The 18,280-nt window shown below is 54.6% G+C and carries 15 protein-coding genes; 8 read left to right on the top strand and 7 right to left on the bottom strand.

Annotated elements, in window-relative coordinates; all coding sequences use genetic code 11:
• Positions 1-354: 354 nt before the first annotated feature.
• The gene (gene aceB / locus EIK79_RS06945) at positions 355-1,656 is read right to left on the bottom strand and encodes a malate synthase AceB (RefSeq protein WP_124954537.1); all 1,302 of its coding nucleotides are present in this window, start codon (positions 1,654-1,656) and stop codon (positions 355-357) included.
• Positions 1,657-2,320: 664 nt separating this feature from the next.
• Here aceB and EIK79_RS06940 point away from each other — a divergent pair.
• From EIK79_RS06940 to EIK79_RS06930, 3 genes are all read left to right on the top strand, one after another.
• Positions 2,321-5,359: an FAD-binding and (Fe-S)-binding domain-containing protein gene (locus EIK79_RS06940; RefSeq protein WP_124954396.1), complete on the top strand. Its 3,039-nt coding sequence runs from the start codon at positions 2,321-2,323 to the stop codon at positions 5,357-5,359.
• A gap of 305 nt (positions 5,360-5,664) precedes the next feature.
• The gene (locus EIK79_RS06935; RefSeq protein ID WP_124954395.1) at positions 5,665-6,381 is read left to right on the top strand and encodes a phenylalanine--tRNA ligase beta subunit-related protein; all 717 of its coding nucleotides are present in this window, start codon (positions 5,665-5,667) and stop codon (positions 6,379-6,381) included.
• A 382-nt stretch (positions 6,382-6,763) separates the two neighbouring features.
• Positions 6,764-7,918 (top strand): cobalamin-independent methionine synthase II family protein, encoded by a 1,155-nt coding sequence (locus tag EIK79_RS06930; protein ID WP_124954394.1) that lies wholly within the window; start codon positions 6,764-6,766, stop codon positions 7,916-7,918.
• Between the two features lie 34 nt (positions 7,919-7,952).
• Here EIK79_RS06930 and EIK79_RS06925 read toward each other — a convergent pair whose 3' ends face one another.
• On the bottom strand, positions 7,953-9,104 hold the full coding sequence (locus EIK79_RS06925) for a polysaccharide deacetylase family protein (RefSeq protein ID WP_124954393.1): 1,152 nt from the start codon (positions 9,102-9,104) through the stop codon (positions 7,953-7,955).
• Positions 9,105-9,339: 235 nt separating this feature from the next.
• Here EIK79_RS06925 and EIK79_RS06920 point away from each other — a divergent pair, with 235 nt between their 5' ends.
• Positions 9,340-9,747: a pyridoxamine 5'-phosphate oxidase family protein gene (locus EIK79_RS06920; RefSeq protein WP_124954536.1), complete on the top strand. Its 408-nt coding sequence runs from the start codon at positions 9,340-9,342 to the stop codon at positions 9,745-9,747.
• Positions 9,748-9,995: 248 nt separating this feature from the next.
• On the opposite strand, the gene EIK79_RS06915 is transcribed toward EIK79_RS06920, so the two are convergent.
• Together EIK79_RS06915 and EIK79_RS06910 are read right to left on the bottom strand one after the other, a co-directional pair.
• Positions 9,996-10,421 carry an OsmC family protein gene (locus EIK79_RS06915; protein WP_124954392.1) on the bottom strand — a complete coding sequence of 142 codons (426 nt, stop codon included), beginning with the start codon at positions 10,419-10,421 and terminating at the stop codon, positions 9,996-9,998.
• A gap of 129 nt (positions 10,422-10,550) precedes the next feature.
• The gene (locus EIK79_RS06910; RefSeq protein WP_124954391.1) at positions 10,551-10,943 is read right to left on the bottom strand and encodes an OsmC family protein; all 393 of its coding nucleotides are present in this window, start codon (positions 10,941-10,943) and stop codon (positions 10,551-10,553) included.
• Between the two features lie 179 nt (positions 10,944-11,122).
• Between EIK79_RS06910 and EIK79_RS06905 the strand changes: the two genes are divergently transcribed.
• Positions 11,123-11,542, top strand: coding sequence for a GlcG/HbpS family heme-binding protein (locus EIK79_RS06905; RefSeq protein ID WP_124954390.1), 420 nt, complete (start codon positions 11,123-11,125; stop codon positions 11,540-11,542).
• An 84-nt stretch (positions 11,543-11,626) separates the two neighbouring features.
• Positions 11,627-12,838 (top strand): sialidase family protein, encoded by a 1,212-nt coding sequence (locus tag EIK79_RS06900; protein WP_124954389.1) that lies wholly within the window; start codon positions 11,627-11,629, stop codon positions 12,836-12,838.
• 262 nt (positions 12,839-13,100) lie between these two features.
• On the opposite strand, the gene EIK79_RS06895 is transcribed toward EIK79_RS06900, so the two are convergent.
• The 3 genes from EIK79_RS06895 to EIK79_RS06885 all read right to left on the bottom strand — a co-directional run bounded on the left by EIK79_RS06895 (position 13,101) and on the right by EIK79_RS06885 (position 15,994).
• Positions 13,101-14,561: an endo-1,4-beta-xylanase gene (locus tag EIK79_RS06895; protein WP_124954388.1), complete on the bottom strand. Its 1,461-nt coding sequence runs from the start codon at positions 14,559-14,561 to the stop codon at positions 13,101-13,103.
• Between the two features lie 188 nt (positions 14,562-14,749).
• Positions 14,750-15,253 carry an N-acetylglucosaminidase gene (locus tag EIK79_RS06890; protein WP_185715539.1) on the bottom strand — a complete coding sequence of 168 codons (504 nt, stop codon included), beginning with the start codon at positions 15,251-15,253 and terminating at the stop codon, positions 14,750-14,752.
• Positions 15,254-15,394: 141 nt separating this feature from the next.
• A complete protein-coding gene (locus EIK79_RS06885) occupies positions 15,395-15,994 on the bottom strand; it encodes an N-acetylmuramoyl-L-alanine amidase (protein ID WP_124954386.1) in 600 nt (199 codons plus the stop codon).
• An 807-nt stretch (positions 15,995-16,801) separates the two neighbouring features.
• Here EIK79_RS06885 and EIK79_RS06880 point away from each other — a divergent pair.
• Both EIK79_RS06880 and EIK79_RS06875 read left to right on the top strand, forming a co-directional pair.
• Positions 16,802-17,731, top strand: coding sequence for a ParA family protein (locus EIK79_RS06880; RefSeq protein WP_124954385.1), 930 nt, complete (start codon positions 16,802-16,804; stop codon positions 17,729-17,731).
• Positions 17,724-18,173, top strand: coding sequence for a hypothetical protein (locus tag EIK79_RS06875; protein ID WP_124954384.1), 450 nt, complete (start codon positions 17,724-17,726; stop codon positions 18,171-18,173). Before EIK79_RS06880 ends, EIK79_RS06875 begins: the two co-directional genes overlap by 8 nt.
• Positions 18,174-18,280: the final 107 nt, after the last annotated feature.

Here is an 18,280-nt window from a genome sequence, read left to right as displayed (position 1 = left end):
TCTCGAGCGCGAACTTGTCAACGCTCGCAAGGGGAATCTCGTCTCACAGCCGATCCGTGGTCTCAGGCGTGTTCAACAGCCTCCGGTTCATCGGCAGGCGTTCGCGCCGATTACACCAGAATATGTCGGCCAGCACTACGGCGTGACAGTGCCGTTCTTGCTCGGAGCGCTCGCCGTCACCATCGGATTCGTCGTACTACTGGACCGGTTCAACGAGTTCGGAATCACCGAACCGGAGTCAGCCACTGGCGACTGACTCCCTCAACCCCATGTGCCACGCAGTCGGTGTTGCGTCCCGGACACCAACGGGACGGCACCTTCGCGCTCCCGCGCGGCGGCGTTATGCCCGTGTGATCAGTTCCCAACGTTCATCGCGCGACTCACGATATCCTCGCTGTAGAGTTCAGCGAGGTCATCGTGCTGGTCAGGCCGGTTCTCGTAGATGTCCTGGAAGAAGGTGATCGGTGTTTGAAGGGCCTGATAGGTCGCTTCGTCCCACATTCGGTCGCGGCTAATGTCAATCTCGACGCCGTCGATGTTGACGGTTGTCGACTGCGTCATGGCGATAGCCCCCTGACCTGCTTCCTTGGCGGCCTCGAACTCCTCCATGGAGTCGACAATGTCGTCTAAGCTCGGAACGTAGGACAGCAACCCGAGCAGTTCCTCTTGGAGTGCGTCCTCGTCTTCGAGTTCGAGCCGATCGCTGCCGACCGTGAGGGTGTAGCCGTTGCCCGAGGTTTCGAGAGTGATGCGGTTGCCGTTGTACACCTGAACGTCACCCTCGTCTTCAAGCTCGACATCACGGCCGTCCTCGTCGATGAGCCAATACCCTTCTGTGGGTGGGAGGGGATCTGTGTTCGCCTCGACAACCTGACCGGGGGTTAACGACCAGATGCCCAGCTGTCCTTTAGCCTGGTTGTCCTGCATGCGCTCGTGGTAGCCCTCGACATCGCGAATGTCGTCGTACGGGCCATCGATTGCGATGAGACCGGCTGCGCTGGCCGCTCGTGAGGTGTTGTGACGCAGTTCGTCCCACGACGGGAGTTCACCCGTCGGGGTGATCGCGCGCATATCCTTCGTGTAGTCGACTTCACCGTCGACCAACAGGAACAGCCGTTCGAGGTTGTTGGTGGGCTTGCCCATCTCGTCCCGCAGTTTCTCCATGGCAAGCTCGGCTGCCCCGGATTCGATGATGACCGACATCGCGAGGCTCCCCGTCTCAAGACCGTGCTCGTTCTCGACAATCGTGATGAACTCGTCGGCTTTCTTCCAGTCGTCGATATCACCGACCTCGGGAATGACGAACCCATCGATGTGCTCGACGGCTCCGTTGTCCGGGTCAGCGATCTCCAGCATGTGCTGGAAGCCGCGGTAGCGCGTTCCGGGACTGTCGCGGTGCCAGACGACGCGAGGGTGGATTTCACCGGGAACGCCCTCGCCTTCCTCAGCGACGACTTCAGCGATGTTCGTAGCGCCTTCGTCGCGCATGTTCGGCGCTGTAGCGTCTTCGTTGTCGGGCACCCACACGTCGGGTGCTTGCATCCCACGAAGCTGGGACGCGCTGCGCAACATCTTGGCGGTATCGTCTTCTTCGACCGCTGTCGGGGTCGTGAAAAACGTCCGCACGAACTTCCGGTCGTGTGTCCGCTTGTCGATTGCAGCCATCTCAGTCATTCGGAGTGAAACCTCACTCATTATTAAAGGTGATGAATCGGGGCTTGAGGACGACCTGATTTCGATTAACGAAGACGATACCCGTAGAATTCCCGACACCAACCGATAGTGAGTTATATCTTACATTAATGGCGAGGGTAGTTCCTTAAACACATCGTGGATGGGGGGAATAGAACGAATCCGGCGGGACACGTCGACGGTGTTCGAGTTTCTCGGAACGCATTCCAAACGGAATAGGACCGCAACGGCAGGAGTTGAGAATTATATTATATGTTGGGATATAAACGTTCAAACACCTAATACGCTTGAAGTCCATCGGCGGCTGTGTCGGGTCTGGGTTGGCGCGCGGGAAATCACGATACAGGGGTTGGATCTCAGTCGAGGCATCAGATTGAAATCCAATCTAGTAGCACCTGTCATCATCTTAGTACTGTGTTTGTCACAAACGCGGACTACACATTCGGAAATACCCTACGTTGGAGCGGAATTTCGTTACATGTGTACTATTGTAACGGTTGTGCAGTCCGGCCTGATGGAACCTGAGCGATACACCGCTTCGTTGTAAAATCGTGGGTCAATCCGCCGATCCCACGACAGGGGGTCCCAAACACAGAATTTATCATGATCGATCCCAGAAGTCAGCGTAATGACTGTTACAAATCCGCACAGCAATCCGAGTGACTTCGGCAACGGTAGCGCTGAGCGGAGACACGATCGTCCGGATCTGGATGAATACGCGGACCTCGCTACCGATCTCCGGGCCGAACTCGACGGGGAGGCCCGCTTTGATGAGTACGCACAGGTTCTGTATGCAACCGATGGCAGCGTCTATCAGGCCCGTCCCGCAGGCGTCGTCATGCCCCAGAACGTCGACGATGTGCGCCACGCGGTGAGAATTGCCTCGGAACACGGTGTTCCGATCATCGCCCGCGGAGCCGGTTCGTCGCTTGCCGGTCAGGCCGTCGGACCGGGCTGTGTGGTTCTCGATATGAGCACCTATATGAACGACGTTCTCGCAGTCGATCCTGACGCCCAACGCGCTCGCGTTCAACCCGGCGTGGTGCAAGACCACTTCGATGACTACGCTGCCCAGTGGGGACTGAAGTTCGCCCCCGATCCCGCCTCTTCGAACCGCGCGACGATCGGGGGTGGGATCGGAAACAACTCGACGGGTGCCCACTCAGTGCGCTACGGCATCACCGACGCCTACACCGAGGAGTTGAAGGTTGTTCTCTCGGATGGCTCCCTTATTCACACCCGTGAGATCGTCCTCGACAGTCCTGAATACGAGGCAATCGTCGAAAAGGACGACCGTGAGGCTGAGATCTACGAGACCGTCCGCGGCCTCGTTGCAGACAACGCCGCCGAGATTGCCGAACGCTATCCTGATCTCAAGCGAAACGTCTCGGGGTACAATCTGAACCGAGTCATCTATGAGAACGACGACGGTGAGCGCGTTATCAACCTCTCGAAACTCGTCGTCGGTGCAGAATCGACGTTGGGCGTCGTTGTGGAAGCCGAGATCAGCCTTGTGTCCGTTCCTGATGAAACTGCGCTTGCACTCTACTGTTTCGAGGAGCTGATCGACGCCCTCGAAGCCGTCCCGCAGGCGCTCGAACACGAGGTGAGCGCGGTCGAACTCATGGACGAAGCGGTGTTCCGACTGGCACGCGACTCCGAACAGTACGCTCAGTACGAAGCCCCGATTCCTGCTGGTACTGCGGCGGCGCTGATGGTGGAGTTCGATTCGGAACTGCACGACGATCTCAGGACACCGATGCAGGAAATGAGCGCGCGCTTCCGGGAGAACGGCAACGCTTTCGCTGTCCTCGAAGCCCATACTCCCGAGGACCAAGACGACCTCTGGAAACTCCGGAAGGCTGCGATCCCACTGTTGATGAGCCTCGACGGCGACCCAAAGCCGTATCCGTTCATCGAGGACGCGACGGTTCCACCCGAGGAACTCACAGCGTACGTCAAGAAGTTCAAGGAGGTACTCAATGCCCACAACACCTCGGCAGCCTACTTCGCTCACGCCGGCAGCGGCACCCTACACATCCGCCCGATCCTCAATCTCAAAGAGAATGAGGGAATCCAGCGGATGAAATCCATTTCTGACGATGTGACCGATCTCGTCGTAGAACACCACGGTTCGTTTTCAGGTGAACACGGAGACGGTCTCGCGCGCACGGAGTTCAACCGGAAGATGTACGGCGAAGAGCTATGGACGGCGTTCAAAGCGATCAAATCGGCCTTCGATCCTGATTGGCTGATGAATCCCGGGAAGGTCGTCTACAACGACTCCGCGAACGAACGGAGGGACGGTGCAGCACGCGATCCGCGTGCCACCGGGAAGACGGACATGCGTGAGAACCTTCGGTACGGAGACGGGTACACATCGATCGAACCACAAACTAAACTCGATTTCGAGGACGAAGGCGGTTTCTCGCAGCTCGTCGAACTGTGTAATGGCTGTGGTACTTGCCGACAGACTGATGCGGTGATGTGTCCGACGTACCGGGGATCGAACGAGGAGATGGAGACCACTCGTGGCCGGGCGAACATGCTCCGAGCAGCGATCAGCGGTGAGATTCCCGAAGAAGAGCTGTACACGGAGCAGTTCCAGAGGGAGGTGCTTGATCTCTGTGTGGGCTGTAAGGGTTGTAAAAGCGACTGCCCGACGGGTGTCGATATGGCCAAGCTCAAAGCCGAGACCAAACACCAGTACCACCAGCGGGACGGGATCAGCCTGCGTGAGAAACTGTTCGGCAACATCGACGCTGTCTCGAAACTCGGCAGCGCACTCACTCCTGTATCGAATGTCGCACCGAACGTACCCGGCGTGCGAACGGTGCTGGAGAAGACGCTTGGGATCGCACGTGATCGCCAACTCCCGCCGTTTCGCCGCCAGTCCTTGCAGGCTTGGTACGACGAGCGTGGTCCACACGTTACCGAACGCGAGGCTGATCAGAAGGTGCTGCTGTTCCCAGACACCTACACTAACTACAGTTACCCCGGACCGGGGAAGGCTGCTGTTCGGGTTCTTGAGGCCGCAAACGTCCACGTTGTCGTTCCACAGGATCTCGAACCGAGCGGCCGGGCTGCCTACTCGATGGCGATGCTCGATACGGCCGAGAAACGTGCTCGGAGAAACATCGCGCGGTTCGCGGAGTACCTCGATGATGGCTATGAGATCGTCGTGGTCGAACCCTCCGACGCGGTGGTCTTTCAGGACGAATATTCCGACCTGATCGACAGTCCGACTGCCGAACGCGTCGCAACGAACGCGTACGGAATCTGTGAATATCTGGATACCTACCGGTTGATCGAAGGTCTCGATCTCGAAACGACGGACGAATCGCTGGCCTATCACGGCCATTGCCATCAGCATGCCCTCGGTACAGACCATCACGCGGTCGGTGTCCTCCGGCGAGCAGGCTATCAGGTTGATCCTCTCGATACCGGCTGTTGCGGCATGGCTGGCTCTTTTGGATACGAAACTGAACACTACAACCTCTCGAAGTCGATCGGTCAGCGCGTCTTCGAAAAGATCGATGAAAGCGACAGTGAGACGGTGGTCGCCCCCGGTGGGTCGTGCCGAAGCCAGATCGGTGATCGAGCCAATCGTGCTGAAAATCCGCCTCACCCCATCGAAAAGATAGCGGCAGTGCTTCCGTCGATCTAACGTCAAACCAGAACACGCCCAATAGTTAGTACAATTATATGAATAAACGGTTGGATGTGGGTCATCAGTAACAGCTTCGCACGAGCCTGTGTTCTCGCCAGCTACCACTGCACGCGTACAAACTCCCTTACCTGACAGCAAGACCAACTACGTCTCGATAGAAACAAAACAGCATACTAATAAGAGTGCTGTCAACAGTGGCTTTTTATTATATATAGGTAAATATAAGAACCTGTATTACGCATTAGGTAACTTACAGAAAAATATAACAATATGGACTGTAAGAAGTAGCATGTGGTCTAACTATGGATAGCAATACGAAACTCATCGTTTCTGAGAATGCGCGGGAGTTGGGGATCTCTCCTGTGGGGTGTCTCATTCGCAATCTTACCATCCAACAGGATTGTGACGAACTAGACGCCGAGATTGACGATATCAATCAACTGACTGGCGACGCGTCGGACGTATTAAATTCCGACGTTATCGCGGGATCGCGTGAGCTGTTCAGACGACTCGGGCGTCCCTCCCAGGAACCAGCCGGTGAGCAGCTCGCAAAGCTCATCGAAGCGCGCGGATTTAACCGCACCAACAACGTCGTTGATGCGTACAACATCGTCGGGGCACGGTCGGGCGCAATCATGGGGATGCACGATACGGCCGACATCACCGGGCCGATCACGGTGCGCCGCGCCGACGGCGGCGAGACGATGCTCCCAATCTTCCACGACGAACCAGAGACAGCAACAACGGGCGATCTGCTCTGGGAGTCGAACGAAGATATACTGGCGTTGCTCGGCCCCGTCAGCCGGGATGCTGATCGGTTCAAGGTCACTCAGGACACCAATGAGGTGTTAGTGATGGTGCCCGGTAATGAGCGCATGACGAAAGCCGATGGCCGTGCGTTGTGTCGAGAGACGTTCGACCTGATCAAACGAACGTGTCCAGATGCTGAACTGGACTTCCTCGACGTACAGCGCGACGCCGCAGCCATGGGCAGTCGCGTCCCCATAGCGGACGACTGACGGCGACCGTCGTCCTGCATTGAACCCGCCCTATCGCAGGGCGTCTCTCCCTCACTGAGAAGTTGCGTCTCGGCAGGAGCGAATGTAACGCTCGATCCCGCCAGCGATCCCGAAGAGGACCAGATAAGCCCACCAGCGAAATAGAGAGCCACCGTGACTACGCCGGTGGCGCTTCCGAGTAATACAGCGGAATCTGTGATACTCCACCCCGATTATATGATTTCACATATCTAAATTTATACTAAATAACAATAAACTCCACGACGAGTGGTTGTTATCCCGCCAATTCACACCTGCTCGTGAGTGTATGACTCGTTTCTGTCACCACCAAAATACCGTTGGTTATAATATCGTGAAAAACTATTACTGGGATAGGTATTCAATGACTGCTACCGAAGATCGAATCCTTACGACTCACATTGGAAGTCTCCCGCGGTCCCCGGAACTGCTCGAACTCCTCAAAGCGCGCCAGAACGGCGTGGATATCAACGAAGAGGAGTGGAACGCGACCGTCACGAAGGCCACGAGGAACGTTCTCACACGTCAGGACGACATCGGACTCGATATCGTCAACAACGGCGAACAGGCTCGCGTCTCGTTCAACTGGTACGTTGCAGATCGATTGAGCGGAATCGACGGGAAACGCGAGCAGGAACTCTGGGCAGACCTCCAAGAGTTCCCGGACTACGCCGAGGAGACGTTCAAAACGGACGTTATCGACCTCGCAATGCAACCCGTCGTCACCGAGTCTATCGAGTACACCGGTTTCGACGAAGCCCAAGCCGAACAGAGGGAGTTGCACAATGCGCTTGAGACTCTCGACACCGACTTCGAGGGAGTGTTCATGACTTCGGCGTCACCGAGTGTCGTTGCGACCACACATGTTAACGAGTACTACGGTTCTCACGAGGAATTCCTCTTTGCCATCGCGGACGCAATGGCCGAGGAGTACGAGCTGATTGCCGAAACGGGGCTGACCCTCCAGATCGACGCGCCGGAACTCCTCACCATCGGTCAGACGGCAGCCTACGCGGACGAATCACGCGAACAGATCAAGGACGCTACGCGCCTCCACGTCGAAGCACTCAACAAAGCCCTCGAAAACGTTCCTCCCGAACAGGTCCGTCTCCACACGTGTTGGGGGAGCTACGAGGGACCCCACCACCTCGACACGGATCTTGTCGACCTCCTGCCGGAGATTTATGAGGCTGATATCTCTGGACTGAGTATCGAGCAGGCGAACCCACGCCACCAACACGAGTATCGTGCGTTCGGAGAGCAACCGCTTCCGGACGGCTGGACGCTGATCCCGGGCGTCGTTGACGTGAAAACGAACATCATTGACCACCCGGAGACGATCGCGGATCGTCTTGTGCGCGTTGCCACAGTGGTCGACGACTCGACACCGCTCGTCGCCGCACCCGACTGTGGCTTCGGCACGCAAGCCGGCCTTGGAATGGTCCATCCCGAAATTGCGTGGGCGAAGCTCGAAGCCCTTGTTGAGGGAGCCGAGATTGCGACTGAACGCGTTTACTGACGCCTCGGGCTGGTAATTGCGACGCGATCTACTATTAGCGGTCGTGATCGTACCGCCTGTTGCAGCGTCGAGGAGGACCGGCGGACGATGGCGAAAGTGTCAAACGGCCTGCATCCAATGAAATTTCATAGTAGCCATGTGGGTCCCACTCTAAAGCCTCACCCTCCTGCTTGAGAATTCCGCCGTCCGTTTTGACCCGGAGATATTGACCCTGCGGAAAGCCGTCCGGCAATGTCCACGTCCAAACTTTGTCGCTTCCTGCTCTCGTAGGTGTGGTCGAATCGAGTATCTTTTGCCCAAGCCAGTAAGCACCGATCGTAGCAACCGTGTCGATCCAGACATTATCGAGTGATTTCACATGGTTTATATTTTCAGTGATTTCAGATATGCCCACAGGTGCGTACCACTCCGCGTCGGTGGGCGCGATCGAGTGGAACAGGTAAATGAGCCACTCCCCATTCGAATGGCTCGAATCGGCCAAATCGTCAAACGTCTCTGCTGTGTCGCCGTCGCTTGCGGTATAACACGGTAAGTCGAAGGGATTCGTGGAATCGTTCGGCGCGATCGTTCCTCCACCAACACCACGATTCAAGAAAACATCGGCCTGCTTGGCCGGTTCGATCCACCCGGTATCACCGAAGGGGGCTGCCATGGTCCACACGTCCTGCTGCTCGAACGTTTGGGTGATATATTCCGTGCACTGTTTGATTTCTGCTGCAGTGCTGTTTAGCGGTTCTCCGAAACTGCTCCCGGTAAGATCGGCGTAAGGATGGCTCACCGTGTGATTTCCGATTTCGTGGCCGTCTGCAGCGACCTGTTGCCATCCCTCTTCGTAGCCAGAGAAATCAACGTTGATTGAGATGTAAAAGGTTGAATTGATACCCGTCTTCCGTAATTCGTTATAATGTTCGAGTTGCGATGGCTGTCCGTCATCAAAGGTGTACGAAACGGCACTGTCAAATCCGGCCCAATCGAGCACAGTGAGGTTCCCTGGCGGACCAGATGGCTGGGGAATATCCCCTGTTTCTGGGACTGGCAACGGTGATGGACTTCCCACAGAAGGATTCGTAGCGGTCGTTTCTGCGCTCGCGCACCCCGTTAATGCTGTCACTCCGGAGATGCCTGCAAGAGCAAGCAGTTCTCGACGACTGATCCCACTGCCGAACTCCCGTTTCGAGTCATCCATATGAGTCATGAAGTCTGAAAATACATAATAGTTCCGGATAGTAACCATATATTGTAAAAACAGTCAAATACCATAACAACCGATCTGTGACGCTCGTTGTACGGCGACCGATGTCACGCAGATTTGTTCGAACCTGGTCTAGGTTCATTCGACGAGGAAAATAATACGTAATTCGATTGATCGAAAAAGCCGATGCGCAGGTAGTATAAAGTTGATGGCGGACGATTCGTACGGTATGGGCTCGATTCCATCTAACTTTCAGGACTTGTTCGAAAAGGAAACGTTCGCGCACATCGCGACACTCACCCCTGACGGTTTTCCACACGTTACTCCGGTGTGGATCGATTACGACGACGACACTGACCGACTACTCGTGAATACGGAACGCGGACGACGAAAGGAACAGAACGTTCAAAATAACAAATCTGTCGGAATAAGTATGACAGATCCGGCGGATGGATATCGGGCGCTCTCAGTGCTTGGAACTGTGGATGAAATCAGTGAAGAGAACGCTCGTGAACACATCGACACGCTTGCCCAACGCTACACAGACGCCGACGAGTATCAACCGCCCATCCGGACCTCGCGTGTTCTCCTCAAAATACGACCTGATGAAGTAATTCCCCACGGCGGAGAAGAGTAGAACAGTCGAGTTTCGAACTGTCGATGATTGTACGCCATCTCGATTCTCCTGTCCAGAACAATTATCGTTACGGAAGTACGTATGTAAATGCGAGTCACAACGACTCATACTGATCGACAGCACGCATGAAGGCGTCTCAAACCCTACGGCCGGTATTCGACTGATACGAACTTGTTCGGTGGCTAGTTCGTCAGTCGAATGTTCCGGCAGCGTTCACTGTTATCTCAGTCCGAAACTGGTTAGCGCGTTCAGTTGAGCGTTGCGTTCACCGTGATATCAGTGCCACCCAATGCCTTCGAAACCGGACAGTTCTCTTTGGCTTCTTGGGCGTACTCGGTAAACGTCGACTCATCGATCTCCGGAACTGTACCCTCGGTATCGAGTTCGACACTGGTAATAGCGAAGTCGCCGTCGACTTGTTCGAGTCGGACAGCCGCTTCGGTGTGGATCCGCTCAGGCGTGTAGTCGTCTTCCGCAAGGAGCATCGAGAGCGCCATCGAAAAGCAGCCTGCCTCGGCACCGCCGATGAGTTCCTCTGGATTCGTCCCCATCCCCTCTTCGAATCGAGATTGAAACGAATACGGCCCCTCGTATGCGCCACTCTCAAGCTCAACCGATCCATCGCCGTCCTGCAAGCCACCTTCCCAGGTTGCTTCTGCGGTTCTCACTGGCATAGCGTGTGTCTGTACGGTAGTTCCGGACAATAAGGTACCGCCGTCATCGAGTATCGATGACAAATGTTCGTGCCCGTCGCTGGCATCAGGTTCGAGGGGGCGCACTCGGAAATCGTCCGGGACTTCGAATCAGACGGCGTTCCCTCGGATGGTAACGTCTGCGTGGAGTTCTTTTCGGAGCGCATCGTGTACGTGGCAGAGATCGTTCGCCCGTTCTACGATTGCTGCAAGCGTTTCCGCATCGAGATCGCTTTCGACGGCCACTGCAAAGCGGATGGCTTCGAGATCGTTTTCGGTATCTCGGTCAGCTTCGGCGTTGATCTCGACACGTCCAAGAGTGTCGACGTCCTGCTGCTGCGTACCGATACGGAGTGCTACGGTATAACACGCGGCGTAGCTGGCGAGCAACGTCTCGGTCGGACTGGGTTCGGTCTCGGAACCCGCGTCGATGATGAGATCGGTGTTATTGAGTCGGGTGACGGTTTCGTATCCGTTCTTCGAAGTCGTCGTACTTTCCAGCATTGCTCTCGACGATAACCCGTGATCGAATAAGGTTTGTTCCGATGGCTCTGGACCGATTCAGGCGCGTCAGGCGTCTCATTCGTCCTGTATTCGATGTATCCGTTTTCGTTTGATTGGCTTGTAAAAGCGTGGTCGAACGTTAGCACTCCAACCTACGCACTGTCTGCTGGGACAGAGCGATGGTCGAATCAATCACACTCGAAACGGCAACAGAACTGATCGAGGCCGCAGAGCAGAAAGCCGAAGAGATTGAGGTTCCATCGGTGATCGCAGTCGCCAACGCAGAGGGGAATCTCATCGCCCAGCATCGGATGGACGGAGCGTGGCTTGCAAGTGTGAATATATCTCGCTGTAAGGCGTACACCGCCGCCGCGTTGGAGATGCCGACACACGAACTCGCGGACATGACAACACCCGGTGACTCCCTGTACGGACTACAGACCACAGATCAGGGACGGATCGTTATCTTCGGCGGCGGCTTTCCGCTCAGACAGGACGGACGGATCGTCGCGACGATCGGTTCGAGTGGCGGTGAAGTGGAAGAAGACATGGAAGTCGCGCAGGCTGGCGTCGATCGATTCGAGGAAATAAACGCATAACGCACCGCTTCCTCGAATCCGCGTCTCCCATGAAGGAGGTTGGCCGAAGACTAATGGGCATTACTGACCCATCGTTCATCACTGATGACTTCGTCTAAGGACAGCGTACCTCGTGGCTTTTTCGCCTACTACCGGGTGTACGCCCGTTCTGGAATACACGCGGCAAGCGCAGCGGCGCTAACTGCGCTGATTGGGCTTGCCAGCTACACAGGCAACAACAGGTTCATTCTGCTGGCAATCGCTGTCTACGTTCTTCCACCGGTATTTCTTTACCTTACAGCGGAAGGCGAAAACGTGCCTACTGTTGTCAGTGATGAGACCAGCGATAGCGCTGAACCTGCCACCAACGGTGAGTCAACGATCCAAACACCCTCGACAGCCGCCGACGATGCTGCAACTGGCGAACCCGATTCCGAGACAGAACCCGACTGGATCGAAGCCGATACGCCGACAGAAGAATCGCTTCTCAGCGTCGTTTCTACTCACAACGGCGCGTATGCGGTTGGTGAGGGCGGCGTCGTCCTCCACCGGACTGGAGAAGAATGGTCGGTCGCACTCGAACACGGTCCCACAGCGAACTCGAACCCGCTTCGTGGTGTAGACGCCACTACAGACGGCAATACTGCGTGGTTCGCTGGTGACAGCGGTGTACTCGGGCGGTACAAGAACGGACGACTCACCGACCACTCCGCGCCACAGGGTCAAACGAGCACGTGGGAGGATATCGCTGTCACCGGTATGACCGGCGAAGAGTGGATTCACCTCGTCAACGGCTCCGGTGAACTCCTCAGGGGTGAATTCGGAGACGGAAGCGTCTCGTGGGGCACGATCGAGAAACCGGGGAGTGGATCGAGTATCTCGAACGTTTCATTCGTCGATGATAACCGTGGACATATTTGTGACACCAATCAGTGCGTCTACGAGACGACCAACGGTGGCGAGAGCTACGACAAGATCGGGATCGAAGACGCAAACGCCACGTTTACCGGTGTCGCTGCGACTGGTTCGACCGTAGTCGTCGCTGGCGATGACGGTTCAGTGTTCCGTTACGACGGTGCCGTCTGGACACGGCTTCACGCCGGTAGCGCGCTTTCTGCCATCGATCTTTCCGAAGAGACAGGTCTCGCAACTGGCGACAAGGGGGCAGTTTATGAACGTACGGAAGGTGGTTGGGAGGTGATCGAAACGCCTACTGATGCCAACTTATACGCGATCAGTATCGGAACTGGTGACAGCGACTGGATCATCGATGTCGCAGTCGGCACCGACGGAACGGTTATCGAACGCCGCCGGTAGTTCGACACGGTTGTCAGCCGCTCAGTGCCGGTATTTAGCTAGTGGTAGCGGCGGTTCGATGTCTGGCGCACCGATTTTAATCATTCAATATGTAATGAATCCTTATAGTTGTCCTATCGAATAGTTCTCTTACCCCTTCGGTATCGTGACACTTCCGATACTCGAACTTCGATCCAACACCGACATCGGATCGGTCGTGCGAACAGGGGTACATCACCGGATGAATCGATGGCTTGCTTCGTGAAACTATCGTTGTTTGGCGTTATTCCTCCTCTGAGTTTTTGCTCGGGGATGCGTTCGAATCGTTCCTTCCGGGGGGAACAAGTTCGACACGCACCGTCTCAGTTGTATCATCAAACGTTACAGTATCCTCCCCCGACAGGGAGCCCTTCTTTGCGGTTACCTTGTAACTTCCTTTGAATCCGCGCGTGGTGTAGCGGCCGTTATCGTCGGTCTTGCCATTCTCGTCTGTCCACCACTCATCGAAGACGAGGTCCATATACTTCTCACCGTGTGGCCGTAGGGTCCAATCCTCATTATAGTACGCCCCCGTTGGCCGCCAATGATCTCCGGCCCAAAAGCCCCACGACATGACGCCTTCAACGGCCTCGTGACTAAACGCCGCCGTTAGGAAGTCTCGAACGAAGTCTACCTGCCAGTCTACCTGTTTCTCATCATTGCGACGTTCGATCTGGACATCAAACTCGGTGATTAGGACCGGCAGGTCGAGCTTAGCGAACTGATCGAACGTCGAAAGCATCTCTTTGGGTGGTGTTACGTTACCGTTGGGTAACTGAACGTGTCCCATGAAGCCGACCCCATCGACAGAGGCGCCATCCGCAAGGAGTCGTTTAACAAAGTCGTAGTGCTGTTGCCGGAAGAAATCCCCAGCAACATTCCCCATCTCATTGGTGTATAGATCGGCGTCAGTAGCCTGCTCCCCTGCGTTCCACCACCCGAGGACGGCATCCCAGCCGAGTCCGTCCCTGTCACGGAAGTTGCTCTGCCAGATGGGATGATTATGCATGTCCCACTCTGTTACTCGGTCTCCGACATCCAACGCGTGATTCTGAATCCGATCAACAATCAGTTGTTGGAGTTCCTCCGGCGACCGGGAGTCCGACTCGTCGATCGACATACCGCCACCGGATGCGGTGTCGAATCCTTCCCACACTAGGTAGTGTCCGCGTGAGGGGACATCATGCTCATTGAGCCAATCGAGTGTTGCCTTGGCTTCCGCTTTGCTGTCGCCCCACGGTCCAAGGAATGACGGATACTTCAACCCATTCTCGATGACGGCTTTGTTGAAGTTCTCACGGAACGTCTCCCGATAGATCGCGTCATCCTCGCCGTCACCGGTGATGTGGCTGACCGAAACAGCACTGCCGAAGTCGAACTCGTGCTCGGCCATCTCGATATCGACTGTGGCCTCGTCCATTGGCTGACCACCGGGACCGATCACTTCGACTTCGATGTCTGTCTTGCGAATTTCCTCGATGCGCTTTTGAGCGGTCTCGCGCCATTCTGCACCATCGGAGCGCCCATCGTAGTTAAGTAGTTCAGATGACACCTGCGCGGCGGCGGTTGGGGTGCCTGCTACTGTCGTTCCGACACCAAGCACGCCCAGTGCTCCAAGTGTTTGCAGATATCCACGGCGGTCGATTGATATGTTGTCCTGTCGTCCGTCCGACTCGGAAGTCGAATGGGAGTTGTTGTCTGTCATCAATGCTGTCAGTACTTCCTGTACTTATTGCCTTGTATATAAATGTATCCGTACCAGATAGTATTGTTAAAGGAGATGTATTAGACCCATTTGTTCTGTCTATCTGCCCACAGGCACCACTACAAGAGGATGGTACGACGCGCACTGTAGACGACACTGACGATGTACCGGAACCAGAGATGAACGGACTATCCGTCCGGAAGGTTGGTTTCGAGATCGTCCATGATGCCAGCGATCTTTTCTGCCCACTGTGGATCAGTCGCGTAGTGGACATTCATGCCGCGCAACGTGGCTCCTTCGTAGTAGGTCCCTCCTGGTGTGAGATACTCTCGATCGATGTATTCCATCACCTCCCGGACACACTGTTCGAACGAGTCGTACTCATCAGCGCACTCAGCTGGACAGATGTCTCGTGCGTCAAATCCGTAGATGTTGTTTTTCTCTTGTGCAATATCGCTCCGTCCCCACGCTGATTCGAGTGCTGCATGGGCAGCCATATACACCGCATTGATATTCCGGGTGGCCTGGACGTCGACCCACGGGTCTCCGAGACCGACCAACGGACTTCCCGGTGACATCGCGCCAACCGCCGCATTGAGCTGCCTTCCGGTGACATCAGCGGGTCGCCTGAGATCGCTATCAATGGTGTACGCAGCAGCGGGACGAGACGAAAACGATACGCTACCAGCCATAAGAATACTCGTACTGCCCAGTGCTTTCAGCACCGACCGTCGGGTAAGATTACTAGTCATGAACACTTGAGTTCCATTCTCACACGCTTGCGTCCAGTCCAATTTTTTATCATACGCGTATCTGCCCGCAAGATCGTATCGTTACCTAGACCTAACGAGATCCATGTAGTGTCCCCAGTTCCAATTGGCCCCGGGATCAGTATGGGTACTACCGGGCACTTGTGCATGACCGATAACACCAGCAGTGGCTGGATCCGCTGGATGTTGCTTCGGAACGTTGTACTGCTCACAGAGCCAACTGGTCAGTGCAGCAGAACTTTGATACTGATCGGCTGTGAAGCTCTCACTGACATACCCTCCGTGTTCAATGCCGATCGACTGCTGGTTGTAATCCCAATTCCCCGCGTGCCATGCTATGTTCATATCGCTAACGCTTTGATAGCGATGACCATTCTTGGCGACAGTGTAGTGAGCACTGACGTTTGCGTCAGGGTTCTGGAACCAGTTAACCGCGCTACTGGCTAAACCCTGAACCACGTGGACGATGATCCAGTTGATGTCGTCTGCCCCTCTGTTTCCGCCGGTAAAGTTGCTCGAATCGGCTGGCTCCCAGTCGACGGTCGGCTTCGCCACAGCGGTGCCGCTCGCTAGCGTCACTCCACTGAGACCAGCCCCGCCAATTGCTCCAATGCGCTTGAGAACGTCTCGTCGGGTCGGACTAACATACGATGTGTGTCGCATATTAATGTTGTATTTTTCCTTCCTATATTAATATTCCGGACAATAGTTGAGTATGTTGTAAACAACACTCGGTATGTGGTTGGAAAAAACTGGAATGAGATCTCAATTGTCGAAACCCTACTGTACGACTTCGTATTGAGCGATGAGCTGTTTGCCGTTGCCGAAAACGATAGAGTTTGAACCAAAAATAAGCCAAATGAGCTAACTAAGCATGGCCCACTATCTCAACATACATGGTTTGCTTAGCTCTGTTAGCAAGAATAGCCAACTAGCCGGAGTTTACTTAGATTGCTAACTTAGCTAAGCTAGCTTAGCTAACTAAGTTTATAGAAGACGAAAGCTTCTATCGGATCGCACGAAGCGCTTGCTGAGCACCTTCGACGCGTGAGACTCCGAATTCACTATGGTCAGTCCGGTACGGTACCGAACATACATTTGTGAGCTAAGTTTACTGAGTCAGCTAACTCTGCATAGTTTGGTGTCGGTCTGCTGTTAACAGACTTAGATCCGTGTTGATCGCTTGAGGTACCACGCCAAACCTGTGACGGAGTGGTGTTCACCGACTGCCGCAGTGAACACTTTGCTAAGTTAGCCAACTAAGTCCACTTAGCTATCTAAGCAGAGTTTGCTAACGTCGCTAACAGGGTGGAGCTATTATTATACGCTTGGTCAGCCAACTATGTTCACTTCTCTGACTTATGTCTGACAAAGCTTTATCTTTGAACTCCATAATACGTCATCATATGGGCCAAATCGTTCAGAATTGTCCACTATGAAGAGATAACACAGTTATCAACAATTTCAATTATGACATCAAAACCGTACGAAGTCAAAGGAGAGATTGAACCGATCACTGGTCAGGCAGTCAGCGTAAACATGCTAAAAGGAGGCGTCGGGAAATCGCTGCTGGCACTCAATATCGTAGATCGATTATCCGTCCGGGAGCACGACGTCCTCTTCATGGACCTTGATCCGAACGGCCATATAACTGAGAGCCTTGGATACGCAGACGTTTTCGGAGATCCGACGCATGATCTCACGAACATCGTTATTCACGAATACGGAGGATTTGAAGAGTATATCTATCCCACAGACTGGGAGTGGGATTTCGTTCCTGCCTCAGTCAAGCTCAGCACCCTCGAAAGCGAGCTTAGCGATAACAGTATTACACTTCTCAAGAAGAACTTCATCCAGCCACTGCTCGAAGAGGGCACTTACGACTACATCATCATGGATGGCGGCGGTGAGTGGAGCCACATTGCTAGGGCTGCATACGGGGCAGCTGCGAGGACAATCATACCCATCCCTCCGGGAGACATGAATCGATCGGGGTTCAAACGAACGTACAAACGCGTGATCAATGAGATGCCAGACGAACTCAACTTCCAAATACTCGCAATCGTTCCGAACATGATAAGTGAGTATATCAAACACGATAAAGCCGATCGACGACTCCTTGAGAGTCTGAACCGGTCAGACAAGTTTTCAAAATATCTCCCCTCATTCGCACGAATTCCAGCAGAGGAATGGGAGGCGATCGATAGGGGTGATATTGAGGTTCCAAAGCCAGGATTACGAAAAAACTCGAATCTCGAAAACGCATTAGAAGAAAAGCAGATGCCATTCGGGAGGTACATCAAAACGAAACGTTCGACAAGCAACAACGATCAACTAACGCTTCAGCACTTAGACGAACTAGCTCGCATTGTTGAGCGCGAGGGTGTTCTCGATGAGTGACTTCGATGAATTCGTAGACGAAGACGGTGAGACGAGCGCAGGACACCAGCCAAAAGCACCGAAAGGTCGATCGAATAAATCTAAGGATGCCTCCGTATCACCGGACGGTCCGATGGACACGTCTCAAACCGTGGATGTAGAACAGAATGACTCACGAGACGAGTCCGAGACGATCGCAGACAGCCGTCCGCTGTCTTGGGAGCGGGAGCAGTTCGCGATGTTCTTACAGCAATCGGAGGTGTATGGATACGAAGATCTAATGCATGATGCCAAAGGACAGCTCAAACACAACTATAATGTACGGAACGACAAACGATACGAGATCGACCAAGCGTTTATCGAACTGGCGTTAGAACGGATACATCCGGGGGACATCGCTGTTCGTCTGATCGAAAACCGAGGCATCGAGCCACAGAAAAACGGAGCCGATCCCGACCGGTAAGATCGCACCGGCGAGCCCCCAAATCCTACTAAGATATCACAACGGAGACACCAAAATCACGATCGACGCCTTCGGTGTCCGGTTTGTCGGGAATATGAACGCCAGCG

This window comes from Halocatena pleomorpha, assembly GCF_003862495.1.
Taxonomy (GTDB): domain Archaea; phylum Halobacteriota; class Halobacteria; order Halobacteriales; family Haloarculaceae; genus Halocatena; species Halocatena pleomorpha.
This window is presented reverse-complemented; position numbering and strand designations above follow the sequence as displayed.

What these genes read in the sequence shown, in the direction of transcription:
- EIK79_RS06910 (WP_124954391.1), bottom strand. Translation starts at nt 10,943, where the DNA reads ATGCTGGAAAGTACGACGACTTCGAAGAACGGATACGAAACCGTCACC.
- EIK79_RS06895 (WP_124954388.1), bottom strand. Translation starts at nt 14,561, where the DNA reads ATGACAGACAACAACTCCCATTCGACTTCCGAGTCGGACGGACGACAG.
- EIK79_RS06905 (WP_124954390.1), top strand. Translation starts at nt 11,123, where the DNA reads ATGGTCGAATCAATCACACTCGAAACGGCAACAGAACTGATCGAGGCC.
- EIK79_RS06930 (WP_124954394.1), top strand. Translation starts at nt 6,764, where the DNA reads ATGACTGCTACCGAAGATCGAATCCTTACGACTCACATTGGAAGTCTC.
- EIK79_RS06925 (WP_124954393.1), bottom strand. Translation starts at nt 9,104, where the DNA reads ATGGATGACTCGAAACGGGAGTTCGGCAGTGGGATCAGTCGTCGAGAA.
- EIK79_RS06875 (WP_124954384.1), top strand. Translation starts at nt 17,724, where the DNA reads ATGAGTGACTTCGATGAATTCGTAGACGAAGACGGTGAGACGAGCGCA.
- EIK79_RS06920 (WP_124954536.1), top strand. Translation starts at nt 9,340, where the DNA reads ATGGGCTCGATTCCATCTAACTTTCAGGACTTGTTCGAAAAGGAAACG.
- EIK79_RS06890 (WP_185715539.1), bottom strand. Translation starts at nt 15,253, where the DNA reads ATGGCTGGTAGCGTATCGTTTTCGTCTCGTCCCGCTGCTGCGTACACC.
- EIK79_RS06935 (WP_124954395.1), top strand. Translation starts at nt 5,665, where the DNA reads ATGGATAGCAATACGAAACTCATCGTTTCTGAGAATGCGCGGGAGTTG.
- EIK79_RS06940 (WP_124954396.1), top strand. Translation starts at nt 2,321, where the DNA reads ATGACTGTTACAAATCCGCACAGCAATCCGAGTGACTTCGGCAACGGT.
- EIK79_RS06885 (WP_124954386.1), bottom strand. Translation starts at nt 15,994, where the DNA reads ATGCGACACACATCGTATGTTAGTCCGACCCGACGAGACGTTCTCAAG.
- EIK79_RS06915 (WP_124954392.1), bottom strand. Translation starts at nt 10,421, where the DNA reads ATGCCAGTGAGAACCGCAGAAGCAACCTGGGAAGGTGGCTTGCAGGAC.
- EIK79_RS06900 (WP_124954389.1), top strand. Translation starts at nt 11,627, where the DNA reads ATGACTTCGTCTAAGGACAGCGTACCTCGTGGCTTTTTCGCCTACTAC.
- EIK79_RS06880 (WP_124954385.1), top strand. Translation starts at nt 16,802, where the DNA reads ATGACATCAAAACCGTACGAAGTCAAAGGAGAGATTGAACCGATCACT.